Genomic DNA, 23,610 nt, shown 5'->3' with positions numbered 1-23,610 from the left:
CACACTTGTTATCTTAAGCATACCAAAAATATTTTTTATAGATAAATAACACTTAACCTGATGTACTAGATCACTCCATGCTACGAACTTTTTATATTTGAACAACATTACTAGAGAATCAGATATTTTCAGCTATGTACAAAACCAGCTAGATTTATCGGTTTCGATTGTAGTTGTACTTTTATAATATCGCCTAAAGAATCATTTTCTTTCAGTACTGTGACTGATAAACTAAAAAAGGAGGGGATTTTATCCCCTCCTCCTATGATGCTTGATCACGCATTATTTTTTCTTTTTAGACGCTTTTTCACGAACATTTTTGTTCAAGATTTGTTTTCTTAAACGAATGCTTTCTGGTGTTACTTCACAATATTCATCATCATTCAAGAATTCTAATGATTCTTCTAATGTTAATTGTTTTGGTTTTTTGATGACAGATGTTTGGTCTTTCGTAGCAGAACGTACGTTAGTCATTTGTTTTGCTTTTGTAATGTTGACAGTCAAGTCATTTTCACGGCTGTTTTCGCCAATGATCATTCCTTCGTATACTTCTGTACCTGGTTCAACAAAGACTGTTCCACGTTCTTCAATACTCATGATGGAATAAGTTGTTGCTTTCCCTGCATCGATCGAAACAAGAGCACCTTGGTGGCGTCCACCGATTTGTCCTGGTAACATTGGTAAATATTGATCGAAGGTATGGTTCATGATTCCATATCCGCGTGTCATAGAAAGGAATTCAGTAGAATAACCGATCAAGCCACGTGCTGGTGTTAGGAATGTCAAACGGATCTGACCATTTCCAGTATGGATCATGTCTTGCATTTCGCCTTTACGTAGGCTCAATGATTCGATTACACTACCCATGTATTCTTCTGGAGTATCGATTTGAACACGTTCAAATGGTTCGCATTTTACACCATCGATGATTTTTTCTATAACTTCTGGACGTGATACTTGTAATTCATAGCCTTCACGACGCATATTTTCGATCAAGATCGATAAATGTAGTTCCCCACGACCTGAAACAGTCCAGGCATCTGGAGAGTTTGTTGGTTCAACACGTAGTGAAACGTCTGTTTGAAGTTCAGCCATCAAGCGTTCTTCAATTTTACGTGCAGTGACGAATTTACCTTCGCGTCCAGCAAATGGTGAATTATTTACTAAGAATGTCATTTGTAAAGTTGGTTCATCGATGTGTAAGATCGGTAATGCTTCTTGGTGATCAACAGGTGTAACTGTTTCGCCGACGAAGATATCTTCCATACCCGACACAGCAATCAAATCTCCAGCTTTTGCTTCTTGGATTTCTAAACGTTTTAGACCGAAGAAACCGAACAATTTCGTTACACGGAATTTTTTAACTGAACCGTCAAGTTTGATCAAGGCTACTTGGTCCCCTACTTTGATGGTTCCTCTGAAAACACGGCCGATCCCGATACGTCCAACATAGTCATTGTAATCTAACAATGATACTTGGAATTGTAAAGGTTCGTCGCTGTTATCTACTGGAGCAGGGATCTTTTCAACGATCGTATCGAAAACTGGTGCCATCGTTGGTTCTTGGTCAGCAGGATCATCAGATAAGCTTGAAGTTCCATTCAATGCCGAAGCGTAAATAACTGGGAAATCTAATTGATCATCATCAGCACCCAATTCGATGAATAATTCTAGTACTTCATCAACAACAAACTCTGGGCGTGCAGATGGTTTGTCGATCTTATTTACAACGACGATCGGTGTAATATGTTGTTCTAATGCTTTTTTCAATACGAAACGTGTTTGTGGCATCGTTCCTTCATAAGCATCAACAACTAGAACAACGCCGTCTACCATTTTCATGATACGTTCAACTTCGCCACCGAAGTCCGCGTGTCCAGGGGTATCCATGATATTGATACGGTAGTTTTTATAATCAACCGCTGTATTTTTCGCTAAAATAGTGATTCCACGTTCTTTTTCCAAAGCATTTGAATCCATCGCACGTTCTTGTAATTGTGTGTGTGCGTCTAATGTATCGGATTGTTTCAATAATTCATCAACCAATGTTGTTTTTCCGTGATCGACGTGAGCGATGATCGCTACGTTACGGATATCGTTTCTATAGTTCAATGTAACTAACTCCTTCTCGGTTCTTTATGACAGTGCAATTTTACTCGACTGTTTATTATAGCAAATTTTTTTCATGAAATATAGTAAAATGTTTTCATTTTTTCGAGAAAATTAATATTCTCGCCATTTTTCTCTTAAACTTACGGTTTTTTTATGATTTTGAGGATTGTGAATCGTTTATCAATCGTCGCATTTCTTCATAAGCCTTCTCGGTCCCAGCGAGATAATATTCACGTCCTGCGAATTTTAATTTATCACCGAGTATGCCACTGTACTTCATTCCGAACTCTTCTAGTAAGATATTCCCCGCTGCATAGTCCCAAGGGCTTAGATTAGAGATATAGCCAATATGATGCCCTTTTAGCATCGCAATCAATTCTAGACCAGCACATCCATAAAGGCGGGCTCCCATACTTTTTTCTGCAATCGTTCGGACATTGAATCGGTTATGACTAAATAAATAACCATTTACTCCTAATAATCCTTGAGATAATCCAATGTTGGAGGGCTTTGGCAATGCTTCTTCGTTTTTATACACTCCTATTCCATTACCACCCCAGTAAAGTTCTTCTTTGACGACATCGTAAATAAACCCTAACTGACCTTTACCATCTTCGTAGACTCCTAACATAATACAAAAGTTCTCACGTTCTACGACAAAATTAAGTGTGCCATCGATTGGATCAATCACGAAAAGCTGTCCTGTAAAATCGTTTACCTTACTGTATCCATCTTCTTCTGCAAGGATTTTGGCTTCTGGATTGAATCTGTGGATTTTGTCGATCAAGAAAGCTTGGATTTCACGATCCATATTAGTGACGAGATCATTTCGACTAGTCTTTTGATCAATCGTCAACTTTTTATTTTCAGCATTTTTTATTTTTTCTCCTGCTTCATAAAGCCACTCTTTGATCACACTGATTCGTTTTTCCATGCCTTCACCCGTTTATCTTCAAGATTTTATTCGTATTCTTTTTTGCTTCCTGAACCGTTCGGTATAAGGAATAGCCAGAAGCTTTCTCAAATTCTCTGCCTAGTCGTTTTTCTTCACCGATCGATTTGATCACTGTTTTAAAGTTTTGATAGGTTTTTAGAAACTGATCGTTTGCGATTCCTTTTTCATTTGCAGTTTCTAGGTCCTCCCACATTTTCATGACGATCACCATTTCTTCGGTCGTCCAATCAAGGTCTAATGGATATTGATACTCTTGCATCGCTCATTCTCCTATTCATCATAATCAAAATCAGTGTATCATAGAAAAGAACAAGCAACCAACTATTTTTACTTTTTTTAGTTTACATAATATAATTATGTAACATGAAATTAAACTTCCATATTCCCTATCCCCGTCATTCTTTGAGCGTGGGAGAAAAAGTAAGAAGCATTTTTGTCACATTTTTTAAAAACGAATAAACGGTGAGAGCAGAAGCAACTCCTTCTTAAATAAGCCGAAATTCACAAAAATTTGAAAAGCAATTTTCGTAATTTCTTCTTATTTCTTGGAGTTAAACACTTCTGTCCCCGCCTCATTCCAATCACGGCAAAAAATCAGGCAATTTAAGTCATTGCCTGATTTCACTCATTTTTTGTTCGCCTCTTGGTGGATTTTTCTTCGTTCATCAATATGTTTTTATTAGGGAGAAGTTGTTGCTCACTTGTAACTAAAGAACAACCACTACTCATCTATCATTGCCCTGTCTCGCCGGTTTTGTATAAAAATTGATCAGATTGATAGGCTTATCTCTACGTAGATTTTTAAGACAAGCTTCAAGCGCACGTGCGGCAAAACGCACATTGTCTCTTCTTCTTTCAAAGTTCTTCGTTTCTTCAATAAGGCGGTTGAAACTTGGCGAAACAATTTCAGCGATGCAATATCCATTTCGATGATAGGCATTGAAGATTGCAGTTTCCGCTTCATCTCGACAGGCAAGATATAGTTTTTTTACTGCTTCTTTTCGCTGTTCTTCATATTCTGGCAAGAGTACTGGAGCACGTAGAATGTTTTCTCCTTTTCGTTCAACCATTTCTAATAACGAAGGAACAGACAACTGGAACTTGTCAAAAATGATTTCCTCAACTTTAGCGTAAACTTCAGGTTCTTTTACAAAGAGATCCGATAAATGACGAAAGAAATTTTCCTCACTTCGAACAAATATCTGCCGTATCTTATCACTTTGAGGATGATTTCTAAGATCTCTAGTTGTTGGCGTTACATAAACCTCTTCAGGATTTTTTTCTGGGTTATTCACTTTCTCCACTCCTTTTTTATTCAAGCAATCTATGATTGAAAGCAAAAAACTACGGTTCTCCATTCTTTCTTACGTTCTAAAGATTTACTCGCTAAGAGAATCTTAACAAATAACCAGATAGACAGATGTCCCATTTTTTCATATTTGAGAATTAACGTACATACAAAAAGCCAAGTACCTAACTCAATGGAATTAGGTACTTGGCTCGTATTGATAATCAATTATCACTCAATGATAGAGAGAGTTCTCTTTAATCTTTAAATATGGATCGGTAATCCTAATGCTAATTCTGATGCATCCATTGTGATTTCTCCAAGGGATGGATGTGGATGGATAGTTAAAGCGATATCTTCCGCATTCATTCCTGATTCAATGGCTAAAGCTAATTCTGACACCATATCGCTGGCACCAACACCACCGATTTGTGCGCCAATGACCACATTATCGTCATTTGTTGTGACTAAACGAATGAAGCCTTCAGTTTTCGCAAGTGACAAGGCACGACCATTTCCAGAAAATGGGAATTTATAAGCAGTCGCTTCTAGTCCAGCTTCTTTTGCTTCTTTGATCGTCATTCCGACAGAAGCCAATTCAGGATCCGTAAATGCAACTGCCGGCATTGCTTTATAGTCGACAGCTACCTTTTTGCCTGAGATAGCTTCAGCTGCAATTTTCGCTTCATAGCTTGCTTTATGGGCTAATGCTGCACCGGGTACGATATCGCCGATCGCATATATATTCGGAACATTCGTGCGCCCTTGTTTATCCACTTTGATCAATCCGCGTTCGCCAACTTCAACACCAGCTTGTTCTAAGCCCATGTCATCAGTATTTGGACGGCGACCAACTGTTACCATGACATAATCAGCCGTCACAGTTTCTTCTTTCCCGTCAACAGCATATTTGACTGTTACGCTATCGCCATTATCTACTGCTTCTTTTGCCATGGCATTGGTTACAACGGTTACTCCTTTTTTCTTAAAGTCGTCTTCCACTAGTTTCACCAAATCTTTTTCATAAGTTGGTAAGATTTGTGGCGAACCTTCAAGAATCGTTACTTCGGCTCCAAGATTTGCATACGCACCACCGAGTTCCGCACCAATGACACCGCCACCGATGATCACAAACTTCTTAGGTACTTCTTTCAATGCTAGACCGCCAGTTGAATCAAGTACACGTCCACCAAATTTGAATCCTGGAATTTCGATAGGGCGTGAACCAGTAGCAATGATTGCATTGTTAAATGAATACGTTTGTGCTGAATCTGGATGGATCACACGCAATGTATGATCATCCACGAAGAAAGCTTCTCCTTCAATCGTTTCTACTTTGTGTTTTTTTAGTAAGAATCCAACACCGGAAGTAAGTGTTTTAACTACCTTGTTTTCTTTCCAATCTTGTGTTTTCTCAAAATCAAGAGTAACATTTTCGCTTGTTACACCAAAAATAGTGGAATCAAGTGATTCTTGATAATGATGTCCTGCAGCAATCAATGCTTTTGAAGGAATACAGCCGACATTCAAACAAACGCCACCGATATATTCTCTTTCGATGATTGCAACTTTTTGACCCATTTCAGCAGCGCGGATGGCTGCTACATAGCCGCCAGGTCCCGCACCGATTACAACTGTATCTAATTCTACAGCAAAATCTCCAACTACCATTTGTTTATCATCCTTCCATCATTAATAGCTCTGGATCAGCTAAAAGACGTTTGATATTGTTCATTGCTTGTTGTGCTGTCGCACCATCAACGATCCGGTGATCGAAACTTAGAGAAAGTTTCATTACTCGACCTACGACGATTTCACCTTCACCATTCACGATCGGTTGTTGTGCAATTGTACCGACACCTAAGATCGCTACTTCTGGGTAGTTGATTACTGGAGTAAACCAGCCGCCACCAACTGAACCGATATTGCTGATGGTGATCGTTCCATTACGCATATCATCAGCAGATAGTTTTCCATCATGAGCTAGTTTTGCTTTTTCGTTGATTTCGTCAGCGATGGCAAACATTCCTTTGCGGTCTGCATCTTTCACGTTTGGCACATATAACCCATGATCTGTATCTGTAGCGATACCGATATTATAGTAATTTTTATATACGATTTCTTGTTTTGCATCATCAATCGAAGCATTCAAGATAGGGAATTTTTTCACTGTAGCTGTCAATGCTTTCACCACGTATGGCAAGAAAGTAAGTTTTGTTCCATTGGCTGCTGCAACTTCCTTGAATCGTTTGCGGTTATCCCACAATTTAGAAACTTCAACTTCATCATGTAACGTCACATGAGGCGCTGTTTGTTTGCTGTTGACCATGGCTTTCGCAATAGCTTTACGTGTAGGAGTCAATGCTACGCGTTCTTCTAGATCACCTAGATTTGACTTGAATGCTTGAGCTGGTTTCGCTGGTTTTGTTTCAGCTTTTTCAGCAGGAGCAGTTTCTTTTACAGGTGCTGCTTCTTCTGCTTTTGCAGGAGCCCCACCAGAAATGAAGTTTTCAATATCTTCTTTTGTCACACGTCCGCCTTTTCCTGTAGCCGTCACTTGAGAGATGTCAACATCTTTTTCACGAGCGAATTGACGAACAGATGGCATCGCCAACACACGTTTATCTGGATCTGAAGCTTCGACAACAGCGGCTGATCCCGATGTTTCGACTTTTTCAGAAGCAGGTACAGCTGGTTTTGCACTTGATGGAGCAGTGTTATGACCAGGGGCATCGATTTCAACTAATACATCCCCTACATTTGCCACTGTGCCTTCTGGTACAAGAACATTTTTGACTGTCCCTGTTACTGGAGAAGGAATTTCTTCAACTGATTTATCATTTTGTACTTCTAATAAAGTATCGTCTTCATTGATCGTATCTCCTGCTTTAACAAACCATTTGACGATTTCACCTTCTGCGATACCTTCACCGATATCAGGCAACTTGAATTCAAACATGCCACCGTCTGTCCCTTGTGTTTCAGTGTCAGCAGTCGGTTCAGCTGCAGGCTGTTCTGGTGTTTGTTCTTTGGCTGCTACACCAGCATCGCCACCGCTTTCCTCGTTATCTTCGTGTCCAGGAGCATCGATTTCTACCAATACATCCCCTACATTTGCTACTGTGCCTTCTGGTACAAGAACATTTTTGACTGTCCCTGTGACTGGAGAAGGAATTTCTTCAACTGATTTATCATTTTGTACTTCTAATAAAGTATCGTCTTCATTGATCGTATCTCCTGCTTTAACAAACCATTTGACGATTTCACCTTCTGCGATACCTTCACCGATATCAGGTAATTTAAATTGATATGCCATGATTTAATTACGTCCCCTCTTCTTAGAATTCTGCGATTTCTTTCACTTTTGCTTCAATATCAGCAGCATTAGGTAACCAGATATTTTCTGCTTGTCCAAAAGGAAAGACAGTGTCTGGTGCTGCAACACGGCCGATTGGTGCCTCTAAAGAAAGGATCGCGCGTTCTGAGATTTCAGAAATCACTTGTGCACTTACGCCAGCTTGTCTTTGTGCTTCTTGCACAACTACAACACGACCAGTTTTTTCAACAGATTGAATGATCGTGTCGACATCCAATGGTGCTACCGTACGTAGATCGATGATTTCTACTGAAATATCTTCTTTTGCAAGATTGTCTGCTGCTTTGATTGCTTCACGAACCATTGCACCATATGTGATGATCGAAACATCAGACCCTTCACGTGTGACAGCTGCTTTATCTAAAGGTACTTCATACGCTTCATCTGGCACTTCCTCGCGGAACGAACGGTATAGTTTCATATGTTCCAAGTAGACGACTGGGTCATTACTTCGGATAGCTGAAATCAATAGTCCTTTTGCATCGTACGGATTTGATGGGATGACTACGCGAATCCCTGGTGACTGAGCAATCAATCCTTCTAAATTATCCGAGTGAAGTTCTGGTGTATGAACACCCCCACCGAATGGTGAACGGATCGTGATCGGTAAGTTTCTTGTTCCCCCCATGCGGTATCTCGTACGTGCCATTTGTGCAACGACTTCATCCATTGCTTCGAAAATAAATCCGAAAAACTGGATTTCTGGTACCGGACGGAATCCTTCAAGAGCCAATCCAAATCCAAGTCCAGCGATTCCTGATTCCGCTAAAGGAGTGTCAAAAACGCGTTCTTCGCCAAATTTTTCTTGCAATCCTTCTGTTGCACGGAATACCCCACCGTTTTTACCGACATCTTCACCAAAAACGAGAACATTTTCGTCATTTTCTAGTTCCAACGCTAAGGCATCTGTGATTGCTTGAATCATTGTTTTTTGTGCCATGATTATTTCGACTCCTTCGCTTCATAGATTGCAATTTGTTCTTTGATTGTTTGGGGAGAAACTTCAAACATATTTTTCAAGAAATCTGATACTTTTTGTTTTGGCATTTTATCAGCTTCTGCAATTGCTGCTTTGATTTCTTCTTTTGTTTGTTCAATAACTTGTTCTTCTTTTTCTTCTGACCATAATCCTTTTTCAGTCAAATAATTACGGAAACGGATCAATGGATCTTTTTTCTGCCACTCGTCATCCGTATCTTTCGTACGGTAACGTGTTGGATCATCTCCTGATAATGTATGTGGTCCGTAACGGTAAGTTAACGTTTCGATCAACACAGGGCCATTACCACTTACTGCCCAATCGCGTGCCATCTTAGATACAGTGTAAACTGCTAATGGGTCCATGCCATCAACTTGGATACCTGGAATACCAGCAGCGACAGCTTTTTGTGCTAGTGTTTTAGCAGCTGTTTGCTTTTCACGAGGAGTTGAGATAGCGAAACCATTATTTTGAATGTAGAATACTGCGTTGGCATGGTAAGCACCAGCAAAGTTGATTGCTTCATAGAAATCTCCTTGTGAAGAACCGCCATCACCTGTGTAAGTGAACACTACATTTTTCTTATTACGTTTCTTTAAGCCAAGTGCTACACCAGCCGCTTGAACATATTGTGCGCCAATGATGATTTGTGGTGGTAGAGCTTTCAATTCTTCTGGATAAAAGTTTCCTGCCGCATGTCCGCGTGACCACAAGAATGCTTGCGATAAAGGTAAACCATGTTTAACCAATTGAGGGACATCACGATAACCTGGGAGCAATACATCCTCTTTATCAAATGCAAATGAACTTGCAAGCTGACTTGCTTCTTGTCCTGCTGTTGGGGCGAAAAATCCTAAACGTCCTTGACGATTCAAAGCGGTTGACCGTTGATCTAAAACACGAGACCAAACCATATTCGTCATCAATTCAACTAATTGTTCATCTGATAAATCAGGAACAAGGTTTTCATTTACTACTTTACCATCTTGGTCTAGTGCTTGGTATACTGGAAAATCTGAATTGACTTCTTCTAATAATGCAGTGAAGTCGATAGGTGCTTTCTTGTTTGCCATTATCACACATTCCTCTCTCATCTATAAGAAAATCTCTTCTTTCTGCGATTGAAACAGCGATATAATCTGTATCACTATTTAACCGTCTTCATTTATAAATTATCACGTATCATTAAGAAACACAAGCTTAAAGCCCAAATTTTCACGATTTAAAAAAATTACAGATATCCGCTTTATTACAACATTAGTGAAGTCAATCACAATCAAGAAAGCGGTTTACATTTTTTTGCCATTATCCCTTGTTTTTTTTGCCTTCACTATACTAGCTGTTACTATAAACAAAGCTTATTGTTATACCTTTTTCACGAACCAAGCAAAAGCTCTAAAGATATTAGTGATAAAATAAACAAACACTTATATTCTAATTTACTCCTATATGTGCATTTTTTTCAACTAAAAAGCAACAGTCAGGTTTTTTCCAAACTGTTGCACTATTTATTCCTTCATTTAGTTCATGCTTGCAACCAACCTGCCAATTCTTCCATTCGTTTGGCAAAAACAATCATTCGATCTTGGTCAAGTCTGCTGAAATTGATCCTTATCCCATTCGTCTCCCGACCAAATAACCAACTAGGGGCTACGCCTAACCCTTTTGCCACCGCTTCACTTGCAATTTCTGCCGTCATTTTCTTTCCTTCCCATGTTACCCAGGCATAATATCCACCTTTGATTGGCCAGACATTGAAAAAGTTCTGCTTCTGTGCCCATTTCTGCAACAACAAACTTTTTTCCTGCAACTGGTTACGTACAAGCGCTAGTTTCGCATCATAACTTTCTTCGAAAACTGCAGTGGCAGCAATTTGTGTAAAGATACTCATGGAGAATTCCATCATTTGTTGCGCTTTGGCTAATTTGAAGATCAACGTTTGCGGGCCGATTATCCAACCGATTTTTGTCGTCTTCCCAAGTAGTCTAGATAAAGAACCAACATATAGAACATTTTCAGGATCGAGTGAATGGATAGAAACAGGGCTTTTTTCAACTTCCTGAAACGAAAGATCACTAAAAACATCATCTTCAACAATCGGGACCTGATACTTCCTACACAGTACGACTAGATCATTTCGCCGTTTTTGCGACATGACTTTCCCGGTAGGATTTTGGAAATTAGGGTTGACTAGTACAGCTTTGATTTTATTTTTTTGGATGGACTTTTCTAAAATAGCCAAATCTATCCCCTCATCATCCATCGGGATACCAAATAGACGAGTCCCTGTTGCTCTAAACAAAGCCAAACGATAGAAAAAGGAAGGTGATTCGACTGCTACTGCATCTCCATTGGAGAGAAGTGTTTGTAAAATCAAAAAAATAGCTTGTTGCCCTCCCACCGTCACTAATAACTGTGTGCGGGAAAAATCAAATTGAAACTCGTCACTTAAATATCCTTCAATTTTTTCTACTAACGGAAGATAACCTAGATCCGTCATTTTTTGCTCTTCAGTGATCATTTCTGCCATCGTATGTGCCGGAAATTGTACATCAGGCAATAGTTTATTCGGCATTTCACTGGAGAAAAGATCCAGAAAATCTGGTTGTTTTTTTGCTTCCTTGATCCGTTCTTCATACCAGTCATCTACTTGCTCATAGCGCTGAGAAAAAAGTTCACGCCAATTGATTCGCGGAACAGAAAACTTTCCCCATTCCGTTTGATTGACATAGCGTCCGCTTCCCTGTCGACTAGTAAGAACTCCCAGATCACGCAATTCATCCAACGCACGTACCACTGTTGTCCGATTCGTCCTAAAAGCAGCCGCCAATTTTCGTTCAGAAGGCAATCTTTCCCCAGGAGCTAGATTGCCATTTTCGATATTTTTCATTATCTGATCCATCATTTGCCGATAGATTGGTCCCTTCGTTTTATCTATTTCTTTCCACATGTTTTTTCTCCAGTTTTTTTCTTTATTTTAACGGATTTTCCGTAGAAAGAAACAGAAAATAAAAAATAAGAGCACGACAAAAGGAAAAGTCACCTTTGTCGCACCCTCTAAATCGGAGCTAACCACTGCTTCGTGTCAATAACATAAGATTCTTAGGAATTTGAAAAACAACTCCTCTGAATTTTTTCTTATTTATTGAAGTCCACTTTCTGCTAGTTCCGTTTTTATTTCATTGATCTTCTTTAGATCGTATCTCCGTTGAAAATCGAATTTTTCACGATTACATAATCTACTTTTCGAATAGCTTCAAGGTCTCTTCCACCTGCGTAGGAGATCGAAGACTGTAGATCTTGCTGCATTTCAATCAGCGTATCTTTTAATGATCCTTTATGTTGGATCCAAATTTTCTTGCCTTCGACATTTTTCTTTTCACCTTTTTGGAACTCTGATGCAGAACCGAAATATTCTTTATATACGACACCATTTTCCACTTTAGTTTCTCCAGGTGATTCTTCATGTCCTGCAAAAAGCGAGCCAATCATTACCATCGTTGCACCAAAGCGTACTGATTTCGCAATATCACCATGCGTACGAATACCACCATCTGCAATAATCGGTTTTCTTGCTGCTTTTGCGCACCATCTAAGAGCCGCCAGTTGCCAACCACCAGTACCAAACCCTGTTTTGATTTTAGTGATACATACTTTCCCAGGTCCAATGCCGACTTTCGTGGCATCAGCACCGGCATTCTCTAATTCACGGACTGCTTCTGGCGTACCAACATTTCCAGCAATCACAAAAGTTTCTGGCAAATGCGCTTTGATATGTTGGATCATTTCAATGACAGAATTTGAATGACCATGTGCAATATCGATCGTGATATAGTCTGGCGCTAATCCTTGTTTGGCTAACTCTTCTACAAAAGAATACTCTTCCTTTTTCACCCCGACACTGATCGAACTGATCAATTGGCGTTCCTTCATTTTTTTGACAAATGGGATTCTTGCCGCTTCATCAAAACGGTGCATGATATAGAAATAGCCATTTTCTGCTAGAAATTCTGCAATCGAGTCATCGATGATCGTCTGCATGTTCGCCGGTACTACAGGCATCTTGAATGTGTGTTTTCCTAGAGTAACGGTCGTATCACACTCTGAACGGCTATTCACGATACATTTATTAGGAATTAGTTGGATATCTTCGTAATCAAATACTTTCATTGACATGATCCTCCTGATGTTCGAATACGGTAAAACACGAACATTATTTACTTTCAAAGCACTTATTTTTAGCGCCCTATGTAATTTAACCTAATTGAAATAAAAAATCAAGAGAAAAAGCAAACAAAAAAACAAAATCAGCATTTCCCCACAGATTTTGTTTTTTTTGCCCATTGTTCGTTTTTAAAGGTATTTACGTAGTTGATTATAAAAATGAGCGACCCGTGCCCTTAGAGCATCGAGCTCCTATCAGGTTGGTCAACTTTTTTAGCCGTTTCCCGATTTCTTTTTATATAGGACTCATTCGTGCTGTTAGCGACTGCTTGATTGATGACGACACCAAGTCGCCGAGAGTTGATCGACTGATTACTTTGAGCACGTTCTATCACCGGATGATTAAGAGTTTCTTGCTGTATTTTTGGAGGTTGCGTATTCTCGACAACTTCTTTTTCTTTATCGACTTTCGCTAAGAGCTTGCCCATTTTTTTAATGCTTTAGCTATTCTCTCTCGACTGCTTCGATTCGTATAAACATCATAAAATTCAAGGATTTGGGGAGATTGATACTTTTTAAGCGCCAATTGAAGATTTCCAGCAAACGAATCCTGTGTGTAGTTGACTTTTTTGAGTGTTTGACTAGCATTGATATACTTTATTTTATTCTCTGTATTCAAAGATGTATGATGTACCAACGCTATTCTTGTTTGATGAAGCTTAGTTCTTACTTGATCCAGAGCCACAAATTGATCGATGTATGTAACAAAACACTCGCTATGCTTGACACACAACTTCTGATACTCCAATGTTTCAAGCTCACTGATCGTTTTGCCAATGTCTTCACAACTGTTGAGAATACTTGTGGTAGCTTTATCTAACTCCTTTTCACTTATTTCAATCACCTTTATTTGTTCTTTCACTTCTTTATTCAATCGAGCTTTTTGCGTATGTAGGACTCTTCGGCTAAGGGAATTGTTTTTGGTATATGTACCTGGATATAGTTTATTTTTCATTGGATGTACAGGTATAACTGTATTTAGGTGAACGTCATCATAAGTGGTATTCAAACGCTCGATATACTTTTTCAACGGAGGAGGATAGTATATTCCTTCAGCATTCTCTAATTTCCATGTAGCCCACCCTTCTTCATAGTTCAGTCTTTTGAATGTATGGCTACCCTGATAATAGGAATATTTTTTGGCGTAATCGATATCTTTTTCAATTTGTTTCACCCTGCGTAATCTCGGCAAATGATCATCTATCTTTTTCCTATATTGATTCAACAAATCAACGACCTGACTATCTACGTATTTTTGCTCTAAAGTTGTTCTATCTTTGCTATTCCCATAATTAACGTGGACTACGATCGCTTTTTGTAGTTGATCAAGTTCATGAGTTTCTTTCCTAACATTGGAAAGTTCCCTCACAAAAAGCTTGTTCAATGCTTTTTTCTCTGCTTTCAACAGCTCTTTATGTGTCGCCATGTTCTTCTTCCTTTCTTTATTTGTTTATGTGTTTTTTATTCTATGTAAAAAAGCCGTTAGATCAACCTCAACTGACTAACGGCTTCATATTGTTTAAGGAAGGATATTTCCTGCTGCACGATAAAGTTCATACCAATCTTCGCGCGTTAATTGGATTTCTGACGCTTTCGCAATTTCTTCGATCCTTCCAGGATTCATCGTCCCAGCAATTACTTGCATATTTGCAGGATGACGCAAGATCCACGCCGCTGCTAAACCGGTCGGAGTCGTTCCGTATTTTTCAGCTAAGTTATCCAATGCTTGATTCAACTCAGGGAATTTTTCATTTCCAATAAATACTCCTTCAAAAAATCCGTATTGGTAAGGAGACCACGCCTGGATAGTCATATCATTCAAGCGTGAGTAATCTAATACACTACCGTCATGGTCAACGCTTCCATCATCAGTCATATTGACATGGATTCCTTGGTCGATCATTCCAGAATGCTTTAAGCCAAATTGCAATTGATTGGCTAGTAATGGCTGTTTCACATACTTCTTAAGCAAGTCGATTTGCATTGGTTTTTGATTGCTGACACCAAAATGGCGAACTTTCCCTGATTTTTCTAATTCATCAAACGCTTCAGCCACTTCGCTAGGATCGACTAAAGTATCTGGACGATGGAGTAAAAGCGCATCTACATAGTCCATTTTCAAACGTTGAAGGCTTCCTTCTACCGATTCAATGATATGTTTTTTTGAAAAATCGAACATAACACCAGGAACTATCCCGCACTTCGTCTGGATAAATAAGTCTTCTCGTTTAAGCGACGTTTTTGCCAACGCATCAGCAAAAATCGATTCACATTCTCCGCCTCCGTAAATATCGGCGTGATCAAAAAAATTGATTCCATTATCGTAAGCTGTTTCAATCACTTTTACTGGATCCTTTGCTCCGTTGATTCGCATACAACCAAGAATAACAGAGGAAACCATCTGACTTGATGCACCCAATTGAATCTGTTTCATCTCAAAACTTCCTTTCTTTTCGGGATAATTTTACCACAACTTTAATGAAAAGGCTTTAAAAATAGACACCGTATTTTTCTATTCTCCAGAAAAATACGGTGTCTTGCCCTAGTCTCAACTTTTCGATGTTACGCGTAGCCCTTTTGCCCCAATATCTGTCCGATAGAATGTCTGATTCGTATCTTTTGCCGCAAGCGCTGTGTAGATGTTTGTTCTTGCCTCAGTCAAGGTTTTACCAGAACTCTCTACCAAGTAGATTCGCCCACCTGATCCAACTAAATTACCCTCTTCTTTCCTTACGCCTGCATAATAGACGGTCACATCCTCAGTTGAAAAATCAGGGAGTGGCATCCCTTTTAAGTAGTCGCCCGGGTACCCTTCAGCTGCAACAACTACACCCACGTTATACCCCTCATTCTCCCATACAAGTTCACTTGGTGCCTGCCCTTTAAGCAATTCATCAATTACTTGGACAAAGTCACTTTTCAAACGGGATAAGACGACTTGCGTTTCAGGGTCTCCAAATCTTGCATTGAATTCAATCACTTTGGGCCCCGTTGGTGTTGCAATCAAACCAGCATACAAAATACCAACGAACGGACGTCCCAGTTCTACCATTCCATCAGCAGCTGGCTGAAGGATTTTCTGAATCGCTTCTTCCACTAACTCGTCGGCGATTTGTGGCACTGGCGTATACGCACCCATTCCGCCTGTATTTGGACCTCGATCCTCGTCGTATGCTCGTTTGTGGTCTTGTGAGATCGGCATCGGATATATCTCATTCCCATTGACGAATGCCAGTAAAGAAAATTCCTCTCCCGATAAAAATTCTTCAACAACGATCAATTTTCCGCTGTCTCCAAAGCGATGATCTTCTAACATTTCTTTCGCAGCTTGAACTGCTTCTTCCACTGTCAAAGCAACTACGACACCTTTACCAGCAGCTAGTCCATCCGCTTTGATAACGATAGGTGCCCCTTGTTCTTCGATATATTGTTTTGCAGCTGTAAAAGTCGTAAAGTTCTTTGATCTAGCTGTTGGAATACCAAATTTTCCCATCAGTTCTTTTGCAAAACTTTTCGACCCTTCGATTATCGCCGCAGATTGAGTTGGGCCAAAAATTTTTAGACCAGCGGCTTGAAAGTCATCGACGATCCCATTCAACAATGGTTGTTCTGGACCAACGAACGTCCAAGTAATCTGATTTTTTTTGGCGAATTCAATCAAGTTTTGATGATCCAGTTCATGGATATCTACTTGTTCGATGCCATCGATGGTCATCCCTGGATTACCAGGTGCACAATAGACCTTGTTAACTTTCGGACTCTGTTTTATTTTCTTTCCTATCGCATGCTCTCTGCCACCAGCACCTATAATCAATATATTCATCTGCTACTCCTTTGTATTAGTGTCTGAAATGACGTACATCAGTAAATACCATTGCCACACCATATTTATTTGCCATATCGATGGATGCTTGGTCTTTGATACTCCCCCCTGGTTGGATGATCGCTTTGATTCCGTGTTTTGCGGCATATTCGACAGAGTCATCCATTGGAAAATAAGCATCACTTGCTAACACCGCATCCTTGGTCTTAGCTCCTGCTTGTTCAATAGCGATCTTAACAGAACCCACACGATTCATTTGTCCCGCACCGATTCCTACTGTTTGATGTTCATTTGCCAAAACAATCGCATTTGACTTCACATGTTTCACCGCTCGCCAAGCAAAAGCCATAGCAGCTAGTTCCTCTTCAGTCGGTTTTCGATCAGTCACTACTTGCCAATCTTGTTTCTCTTCCATCGCAACATCTTTGTCTTGGACTAATAATCCACCTAAAACAGAAACCGTTTCTTCCGTATACGTGGACTCTTTCACAGTAAAATCAACAGTCAGCAAGCGAATATTTTTCTTCGTCTTCAATACTTCTAAACTCTCTGGTGTAAACGATGGTGCAATGATGATTTCTAGAAAAAGCTTATGCATCGCTTCAGCTGTAGGCAGATCTACTTCTCGGTTGAGAACGATGATTCCGCCAAAAATCGATACAGGGTCTGCTTCATAAGCAGCATTCCAAGCAGCAAAAATCGTTGAAGCAGAACCAATCCCACAAGGGTTCATATGTTTCAACGCAACAACAGTCGGTTCTTGATACTCTCGCATGATCCGTAGCGCCGCATCCGCATCACGAATATTATTGAAGGACAATTCTTTTCCATGAAGTTGTTGTGCTTGGGCAATCGAATAACTTTCCGGCAATGCCGTTTCATAAAACGCTGCCTTTTGATGACTGTTTTCTCCATAGCGAAGATCCTGTTTTCGATCAAAGGTAAGCGTCAATTTTTCTGGTTCTCGTTCAGCTACTTGACCAGTTAGATACTGTGCGATCAAAGCATCATATGCAGCAGTATGGCGAAATACCTTTGCAGCTAATTTTTTTCTCGTTGCAAAGGACGTTCCCCCCTGTTCTTTCAATTCCGAAAGAACCATAGGATAGTCTGCAGGATCAACGACTGCTGTCACAAACTGATGGTTTTTAGCTGCGCTACGCAACATACTTGGTCCACCAATATCGATATTTTCAATTGCTTCTTCTTCCGTTACACCGGATTTCATGATCGTTTCTTTAAATGGATATAAATTGACACAGACAAAATCAATTGGCGTGATCTGCGAAGCTGCCATGGCCTCCATATGACTAGCTAGATCTCGACGACCCAACAATCCCCCATGGATCTTTGGGTGAAGGGTTTTGACACGACCATCCATCATCTCAGGAAAATCCGTTACTTCTTCAATTGAAATCGTGGGAATACCTGCTTCATCAAGCACTTTCTTCGTCCCACCAGTAGAGATGATCTCAATGCCATTTTCTATTAGCCCTTCAGCAAACGCAATAACGCCTTTTTTATCTGACACACTTATTAATGCTCTTGTCATTTTATATGAGCCTCCATCGTCTTCATTTCTTTTACAACTTGTTCAATCACTTTTGGGTAGATTCGATGTTCTACTTGATGGATCCGCCTTTCTAACTCTTCCAGTGTATCCTCTTTTTTGATTTCTACACTTTCTTGACAAATGATCGGACCAGTATCAACACCTTTATCAATGTAATGGATCGTCACTCCTGTTTTCTTTACTCCTGCTTCAAACGCATCACGAATACCATGTAATCCTGGAAAATCAGGTAATAAAGAAGGATGGATATTGATGATCCGTGATTCATATTGATCTAGTAAAGTAGAACCGATGATCCGCATATATCCTGCTAAAACAATCATATCTACTTCTTTGTCCAACAAACATTCCAATATTTTTTCTTCGTATGCTTTTTTCGACTGAAATTCTTTTGGAGAAAATACACTTGTCGAAATATCCAGTTTACTCGCACGTTCTAAAACGTATGCATTCGGTTGATCACAAAAAAGCCACACAAATTGATCTGTTAACCCTTTTTCACGGAAATACTCAACCAACGCTTGAAAATTACTGCCATTTCCCGAAGCAAATACTGCGATCCTCATCTTGTTGCCTCAGCAAATTCCACTTTTTCTGTTTCTAACGGTACGACTTCTCCAATACGATAAACAGCTTCCCCTTGTTTTTGTATTTTCGCCATGATCTCGTCAGCTTCAGTGGCTTCTACTGCTAATACCATCCCAATGCCCATATTAAAGATTTCATACATTTCATTCGTCGGGATTTCGCCGTATTTTTCCAAACAATCGAAGATCGGCAATGTCGGCCAAGAACCTAGTTGGATGCGAGCCGCTGTTTCTTCAGGCAGCATGCGGGGGATATTTTCAACAAACCCACCACCAGTGATATGAGCTGCGCCTTTGATTTTTTGCTCTTTCATAATAGGTAATAGTGAAGAAACATAGATTTTTGTAGGTTTTAGCAACTCTGCACTAAGCGGTTCTGATAATCCGCTGATCGTATCAGATAATGTAAAGTCATGTTTCTCAAAGAAGATTTTGCGCACCAATGAATAGCCATTAGAATGAATACCACTAGAGGGCAAGCCAAGAAGGACATCCCCAGCTTTGATTGCTTTTCCTGTGATCAATTGCGCTTTTTCAGCGATGCCTACCGCAAAACCAGCAAGATCATACTCGTCTTCTGTGTACATCCCCGGCATTTCCGCTGTTTCGCCGCCGATCAGAGCCATATTGGCCTCAACACAGCCAGTAGCTACTCCCGCTACGACTTTTTCTAACTTTTCTGGAGAATTCTTTCCTGTTGCCAAATAATCCAGAAAATAGAGTGGTTCAGCACCTTGCGCAAGAATATCATTCACACACATCGCTACACAATCAATTCCGATCGTATCGTGTATCCCAGATTCGATCGCTAGGAGTAATTTCGTTCCCACACCGTCTGTACCAGAAACTAGGACCGGTTCCTTCAAATGGCTGAATGAGCTAAGCTCGAAACACCCGCCAAAACCGCCAAGAGCCCCCATTACACCAAGTCGTTCTGTCCTTTTGACATGCTTTTTGATCCTTTCGACTACTTCATAACCTGCTTCGACATTCACACCCGCATTCGCATAAGCATTTCCCATCTCGTTCGTGTCCTCCTTAATAATCAAAAAAACGATACTTTTTCTTTTAATGATTCCTGGTACTTTTCTTCGTAATCGTAGAGTGGAGTAGGATAATCCCCATTGAAATAAGCCATACACAAACCAGAATATGGAGCATCCTCCGCTAGACCGATTGCTTGGATCAATCCTTCTTCACTTAAAAATTCAAGTGAGTCAGCTTCAATACATTGTCTGATTTCTTCTACACTATGATTCGCTGCAATCAGCTCTTTTCTTGTTTGGATATCGATGCCATAAAAACATGGATATTTCAATGGTGGTGAAGCAATCCGGACATGGACTTCTTTCGCCCCTGCTTCTTTCAGCAAACGAACGATCCGCCGACTCGTCGTTCCTCGAACGATCGAATCATCGACCATCACGATCCTCTTTCCTTCGACCACACCGCGAACTGCTGAGAGTTTCATCCGGACACCTTGTTCTCTCAATTCAGGGGTTGGTTGGATGAATGTGCGTGCAATATATTGGTTTTTGACTAAACCAATTTCATAAGGAATACCACTTGCTTCAGCATAGCCGCTAGCAGCAGACAAAGATGAATTAGGAACACCAACTACCATGTCAGCATCGACTAACGCTTCTTTTGCTAAATTCCGTCCCATATTCTTACGCGCTGTATGGACATTGACCCCTGCAATATTGGAATCGGGGCGCGCAAAATAGATATATTCCATTGAACAGATGGCTAGTTGCGTATCTTTTGTATACGTTTCGATACGATAACCTGAATCATCGATGATCACGATTTCTCCTGGACGAACGTCACGCACAAACTTGGCACCCACTACCTCCAGAGCACAAGTTTCCGAAGCAATCACATACGCACCATTTTTCATTTGTCCAATCGCAAGCGGACGAAAACCGTTAGGATCAAGAGCCGCAATCATGGCGTCTTCTGTCAGTAAAAGATAAGCAAAACCACCCTTCACCTCATTCAACGCATGTTTTAGTTTGCCAAGAAACGTCTGCTCACCACTTCGGCGTATCAAATGCATCAGGATTTCTGTATCAGAATTAGAATGAAAGATCGCTCCATCTTTTTCTAATTCTGTTCGTAGTGAGCGTGCATTCGTTAAGTTACCATTGTGCGCTAGACCAACTGACTGATCATAAAATTTAAATAGGAAAGGCTGGATATTATCGACACTTCCATTTCCCGCCGTTGCGTAACGGACATGTCCGATCGCAGCCTCACCCGATAACGCCTTTAATTTTCTTTGATCTTTGAACACTTCCGAAAGCAATCCGAGATCTCGATGACCTAACAGTTTCCCTTGATCATTCGATACGATCCCGGCTCCTTCTTGCCCACGATGTTGCAAACTATGAAGACCAAAGTAAGTGATACTCGCAGCGTCTGAATGCCCCCATACGCCAAATACCCCGCACTCTTCATTTAAACTCTTTACTTCATAAGGCATTCGATCGCTTCCTTCCAGTTTCTGTAGGCAACTTGAGTAGCCACATCAATTTTCCCATCAGAAGCTTGGATGGTGATTCTTTTTTCCGTGGTTACCTGCCCGATCAATGTCGCTTTTTCGCCTACGATTGTTTCAAAAGCTGCTTTATTCTCTGGCGAAGTCGTCAAAACGAATCTTGACTGTGTTTCAGAGAATAGTTTCGCTGTTGTCATTGTCGTCCGTACGTCTAAGCCGAATCCTTTAGGAAAAGCTGCTTCTGCCAAGGCAACCGCTACCCCGCCTTCTGCGCAATCATGCGCACTTGCGACTACTCCAGCCTTAATCGCTGCTAACACTATTTGTTGGTTCTCTTTTTCAATCGTCAAATCAAAGTGTTCGATATCTCCTTGGATTTTTCCTAATTGTAATTTTTGGAGTTCACTGCCATTGAAGTCCTCGTAAGTTTCACCAAGCAGATAGATAAGATCCCCTGCTTCTTTGAATTCTTGTGTCGTGATATTCTGTTGTTTTTCAATCAAACCGACCATTCCGATCATCGGTGTTGGATAGATTGCTTGACCATCTGTTTCGTTATAGAGAGAAACATTCCCAGAAATAACGGGCGTCCCTAGCACTCTGCACGCTTCAGAGATACCTTCAGCAGATGTTTTTAATTCCCAGAATACTTCTGGTTTATCTGGAGAGCCATAATTCAAACAATCTGTGATTGCTAGTGGTTGCCCACCGCTTGCAACGATATTCCTTGCTGCTTCTGCTACAGCGATCTGCCCACCGATTTCAGGATTCAGATAGATATAGCGAGCATTACAGTCAGTAGTCATTGCCAATGCCTTTTCTGTCCCACGAATCCGTAAAACTGCCGCATCACTTCCCGGTCTGACCACTGTATTCGTTTGTACTTGTGAATCATACGTTTCATAAATCGAATGTTTCGAAGCAATCGTTGGCTGACGTAATAGATCAAGTAATACTTCGTTAGGATCAGTGAGCACTGGCTGATATTGACCCAATTCTTTGAATTCTTTAATCCGGGCAGGTTCTTTTGCTTCCTTTTCATAGACTGGTGCATCTTCTGCTAACGCATCAACTGGTAAATTTGCTACTTCTTCCCCATGATGGTATAGACGATAAAGTCCATCATCTGTCACTTTACCGATCGTCACAGCATCTAGATCATATTTTTTGAATAACTCTTGTACTTGTGCTTCTGCGCCTTTTTTGACGCAAATCAACATCCGTTCCTGTGATTCAGAAAGCATCATTTCATAAGGTGTCATATGGCTTTCCCGTTGTGGGACATCGTCTAGACTCAAAACCAAACCCGAACCAGCTTTAGACGCCATCTCAGAACTTGAAGAGACCAAGCCAGCAGCCCCCATGTCCTGGATCCCCACTAGGATATCGGCATGATCTAAAACAAGTTCTAAACAAGCCTCTAATAAAAGTTTTTCCATAAATGGATCGCCTACCTGAACAGCTGAACGTTGTTGTTCTTCTTCTTGACTGAACTCTTCAGAAGCAAATGTCGCACCGTGGATACCATCGCGACCGGTTTTTGCACCAACATACATGATTGAATTCCCGACGCCTGAAGCTTGTCCCTTTTGGATATTTTGATGATCGATCAAGCCTACACACATTGCGTTAACTAATGGATTCCCTTCATAACATGGATCAAAAGCAATCTCACCACCAACAGTTGGGATACCGATACAATTTCCATAACCGCTGATACCAGCTACAACTTCATCTAATAAATATTTCGTACGAGAATTATCTAACTCACCAAAACGCAATGAATCTAGAATGGCGATTGGTCGTGCGCCCATACTGAAAATATCCCTGATGATTCCTCCAACTCCTGTAGCTGCACCTTCATAAGGTTCAACTGCTGAAGGATGGTTATGGCTTTCCGCTTTGAAAACAACTGCTTGACCATCACCGATATCAACGATCCCAGCCCCTTCACCAGGACCTTGTAAGACTTGCGGACCGCTTGTTGGGAATTTACGTAAGATGGGCTTCGAGTTTTTATAAGAACAATGTTCGCTCCACATCACAGAGAACAAACCTGTTTCTGTATAGTTAGGCATTCTTCCTAGAATATCTTCTTCGATCATGCGATATTCTTCATCAGTCAACCCCCACTGTGAATAGATTTTTTTCTCTTTGATTTCTAAAGCACTCGGTTCACTTAATGTTTTCATT

At 40.4% G+C, this 23,610-nt stretch carries 19 protein-coding genes; all 19 read right to left on the bottom strand.

Annotation, left to right across the window (positions count from 1 at the left end; genetic code table 11):
* Positions 1-282 precede the first annotated feature (282 nt).
* Positions 283-2,112, bottom strand: a complete 1,830-nt coding sequence (gene typA / locus CJZ72_RS10670; protein ID WP_081133452.1) for a translational GTPase TypA — start codon at positions 2,110-2,112, stop codon at positions 283-285.
* A gap of 151 nt (positions 2,113-2,263) precedes the next feature.
* Positions 2,264-3,046 (bottom strand): inositol monophosphatase family protein, encoded by a 783-nt coding sequence (locus tag CJZ72_RS10665; RefSeq protein WP_081133451.1) that lies wholly within the window; start codon positions 3,044-3,046, stop codon positions 2,264-2,266.
* Between the two features lie 4 nt (positions 3,047-3,050).
* Positions 3,051-3,326 (bottom strand): UPF0223 family protein, encoded by a 276-nt coding sequence (locus CJZ72_RS10660; RefSeq protein WP_081133450.1) that lies wholly within the window; start codon positions 3,324-3,326, stop codon positions 3,051-3,053.
* Between the two features lie 466 nt (positions 3,327-3,792).
* On the bottom strand, positions 3,793-4,362 hold the full coding sequence (locus CJZ72_RS10655) for a hypothetical protein (protein WP_095443820.1): 570 nt from the start codon (positions 4,360-4,362) through the stop codon (positions 3,793-3,795).
* A 257-nt stretch (positions 4,363-4,619) separates the two neighbouring features.
* On the bottom strand, positions 4,620-6,026 hold the full coding sequence (lpdA, locus tag CJZ72_RS10650; protein ID WP_005876491.1) for a dihydrolipoyl dehydrogenase: 1,407 nt from the start codon (positions 6,024-6,026) through the stop codon (positions 4,620-4,622).
* A gap of 7 nt (positions 6,027-6,033) precedes the next feature.
* Positions 6,034-7,671, bottom strand: a complete 1,638-nt coding sequence (locus CJZ72_RS10645; RefSeq protein ID WP_095443819.1) for a dihydrolipoyllysine-residue acetyltransferase — start codon at positions 7,669-7,671, stop codon at positions 6,034-6,036.
* Positions 7,672-7,693: 22 nt separating this feature from the next.
* Positions 7,694-8,671, bottom strand: coding sequence for an alpha-ketoacid dehydrogenase subunit beta (locus tag CJZ72_RS10640; RefSeq protein WP_005876487.1), 978 nt, complete (start codon positions 8,669-8,671; stop codon positions 7,694-7,696).
* Positions 8,672-8,673: 2 nt separating this feature from the next.
* Positions 8,674-9,783, bottom strand: a complete 1,110-nt coding sequence (pdhA, locus tag CJZ72_RS10635; RefSeq protein ID WP_005876485.1) for a pyruvate dehydrogenase (acetyl-transferring) E1 component subunit alpha — start codon at positions 9,781-9,783, stop codon at positions 8,674-8,676.
* Positions 9,784-10,235: 452 nt separating this feature from the next.
* Positions 10,236-11,660 (bottom strand): aminotransferase-like domain-containing protein, encoded by a 1,425-nt coding sequence (locus CJZ72_RS10630; RefSeq protein ID WP_081133446.1) that lies wholly within the window; start codon positions 11,658-11,660, stop codon positions 10,236-10,238.
* Between the two features lie 242 nt (positions 11,661-11,902).
* A complete protein-coding gene (gene guaC, locus CJZ72_RS10625; RefSeq protein WP_005876481.1) occupies positions 11,903-12,880 on the bottom strand; it encodes a GMP reductase in 978 nt (325 codons plus the stop codon).
* Between the two features lie 230 nt (positions 12,881-13,110).
* Positions 13,111-13,362 carry a hypothetical protein gene (locus CJZ72_RS14780; protein WP_232509734.1) on the bottom strand — a complete coding sequence of 84 codons (252 nt, stop codon included), beginning with the start codon at positions 13,360-13,362 and terminating at the stop codon, positions 13,111-13,113.
* Entirely contained in the window at positions 13,347-14,339 is a 993-nt protein-coding gene (locus CJZ72_RS10620) for a hypothetical protein (RefSeq protein ID WP_232509733.1), read from the bottom strand. The genes CJZ72_RS14780 and CJZ72_RS10620 overlap by 16 nt, the downstream gene beginning before the upstream one ends.
* A 114-nt stretch (positions 14,340-14,453) precedes the next feature.
* Entirely contained in the window at positions 14,454-15,368 is a 915-nt protein-coding gene (locus tag CJZ72_RS10615) for an aldo/keto reductase (protein ID WP_081133444.1), read from the bottom strand.
* A 114-nt stretch (positions 15,369-15,482) separates the two neighbouring features.
* Positions 15,483-16,757, bottom strand: coding sequence for a phosphoribosylamine--glycine ligase (gene purD, locus CJZ72_RS10610; protein ID WP_081133443.1), 1,275 nt, complete (start codon positions 16,755-16,757; stop codon positions 15,483-15,485).
* Between the two features lie 16 nt (positions 16,758-16,773).
* Positions 16,774-18,309: a bifunctional phosphoribosylaminoimidazolecarboxamide formyltransferase/IMP cyclohydrolase gene (purH, locus tag CJZ72_RS10605; protein WP_095443817.1), complete on the bottom strand. Its 1,536-nt coding sequence runs from the start codon at positions 18,307-18,309 to the stop codon at positions 16,774-16,776.
* A complete protein-coding gene (gene purN / locus CJZ72_RS10600) occupies positions 18,306-18,896 on the bottom strand; it encodes a phosphoribosylglycinamide formyltransferase (protein ID WP_081133441.1) in 591 nt (196 codons plus the stop codon). The genes purH and purN overlap by 4 nt, the downstream gene beginning before the upstream one ends.
* Complete coding sequence (gene purM, locus CJZ72_RS10595; RefSeq protein WP_081133440.1) at positions 18,893-19,939, bottom strand: phosphoribosylformylglycinamidine cyclo-ligase; 1,047 nt, start codon at positions 19,937-19,939, stop codon at positions 18,893-18,895. The genes purN and purM overlap by 4 nt, the downstream gene beginning before the upstream one ends.
* 23 nt (positions 19,940-19,962) lie before the next feature.
* Positions 19,963-21,402 carry an amidophosphoribosyltransferase gene (purF, locus tag CJZ72_RS10590; RefSeq protein WP_081133439.1) on the bottom strand — a complete coding sequence of 480 codons (1,440 nt, stop codon included), beginning with the start codon at positions 21,400-21,402 and terminating at the stop codon, positions 19,963-19,965.
* Entirely contained in the window at positions 21,387-23,609 is a 2,223-nt protein-coding gene (gene purL, locus CJZ72_RS10585; RefSeq protein WP_081133438.1) for a phosphoribosylformylglycinamidine synthase subunit PurL, read from the bottom strand. The genes purF and purL overlap by 16 nt, the downstream gene beginning before the upstream one ends.
* Position 23,610: the final 1 nt, after the last annotated feature.

Source organism: Enterococcus durans (assembly GCF_002277935.1).
GTDB classification, from domain to species: domain Bacteria; phylum Bacillota; class Bacilli; order Lactobacillales; family Enterococcaceae; genus Enterococcus_B; species Enterococcus_B durans.
This window is presented reverse-complemented; position numbering and strand designations above follow the sequence as displayed.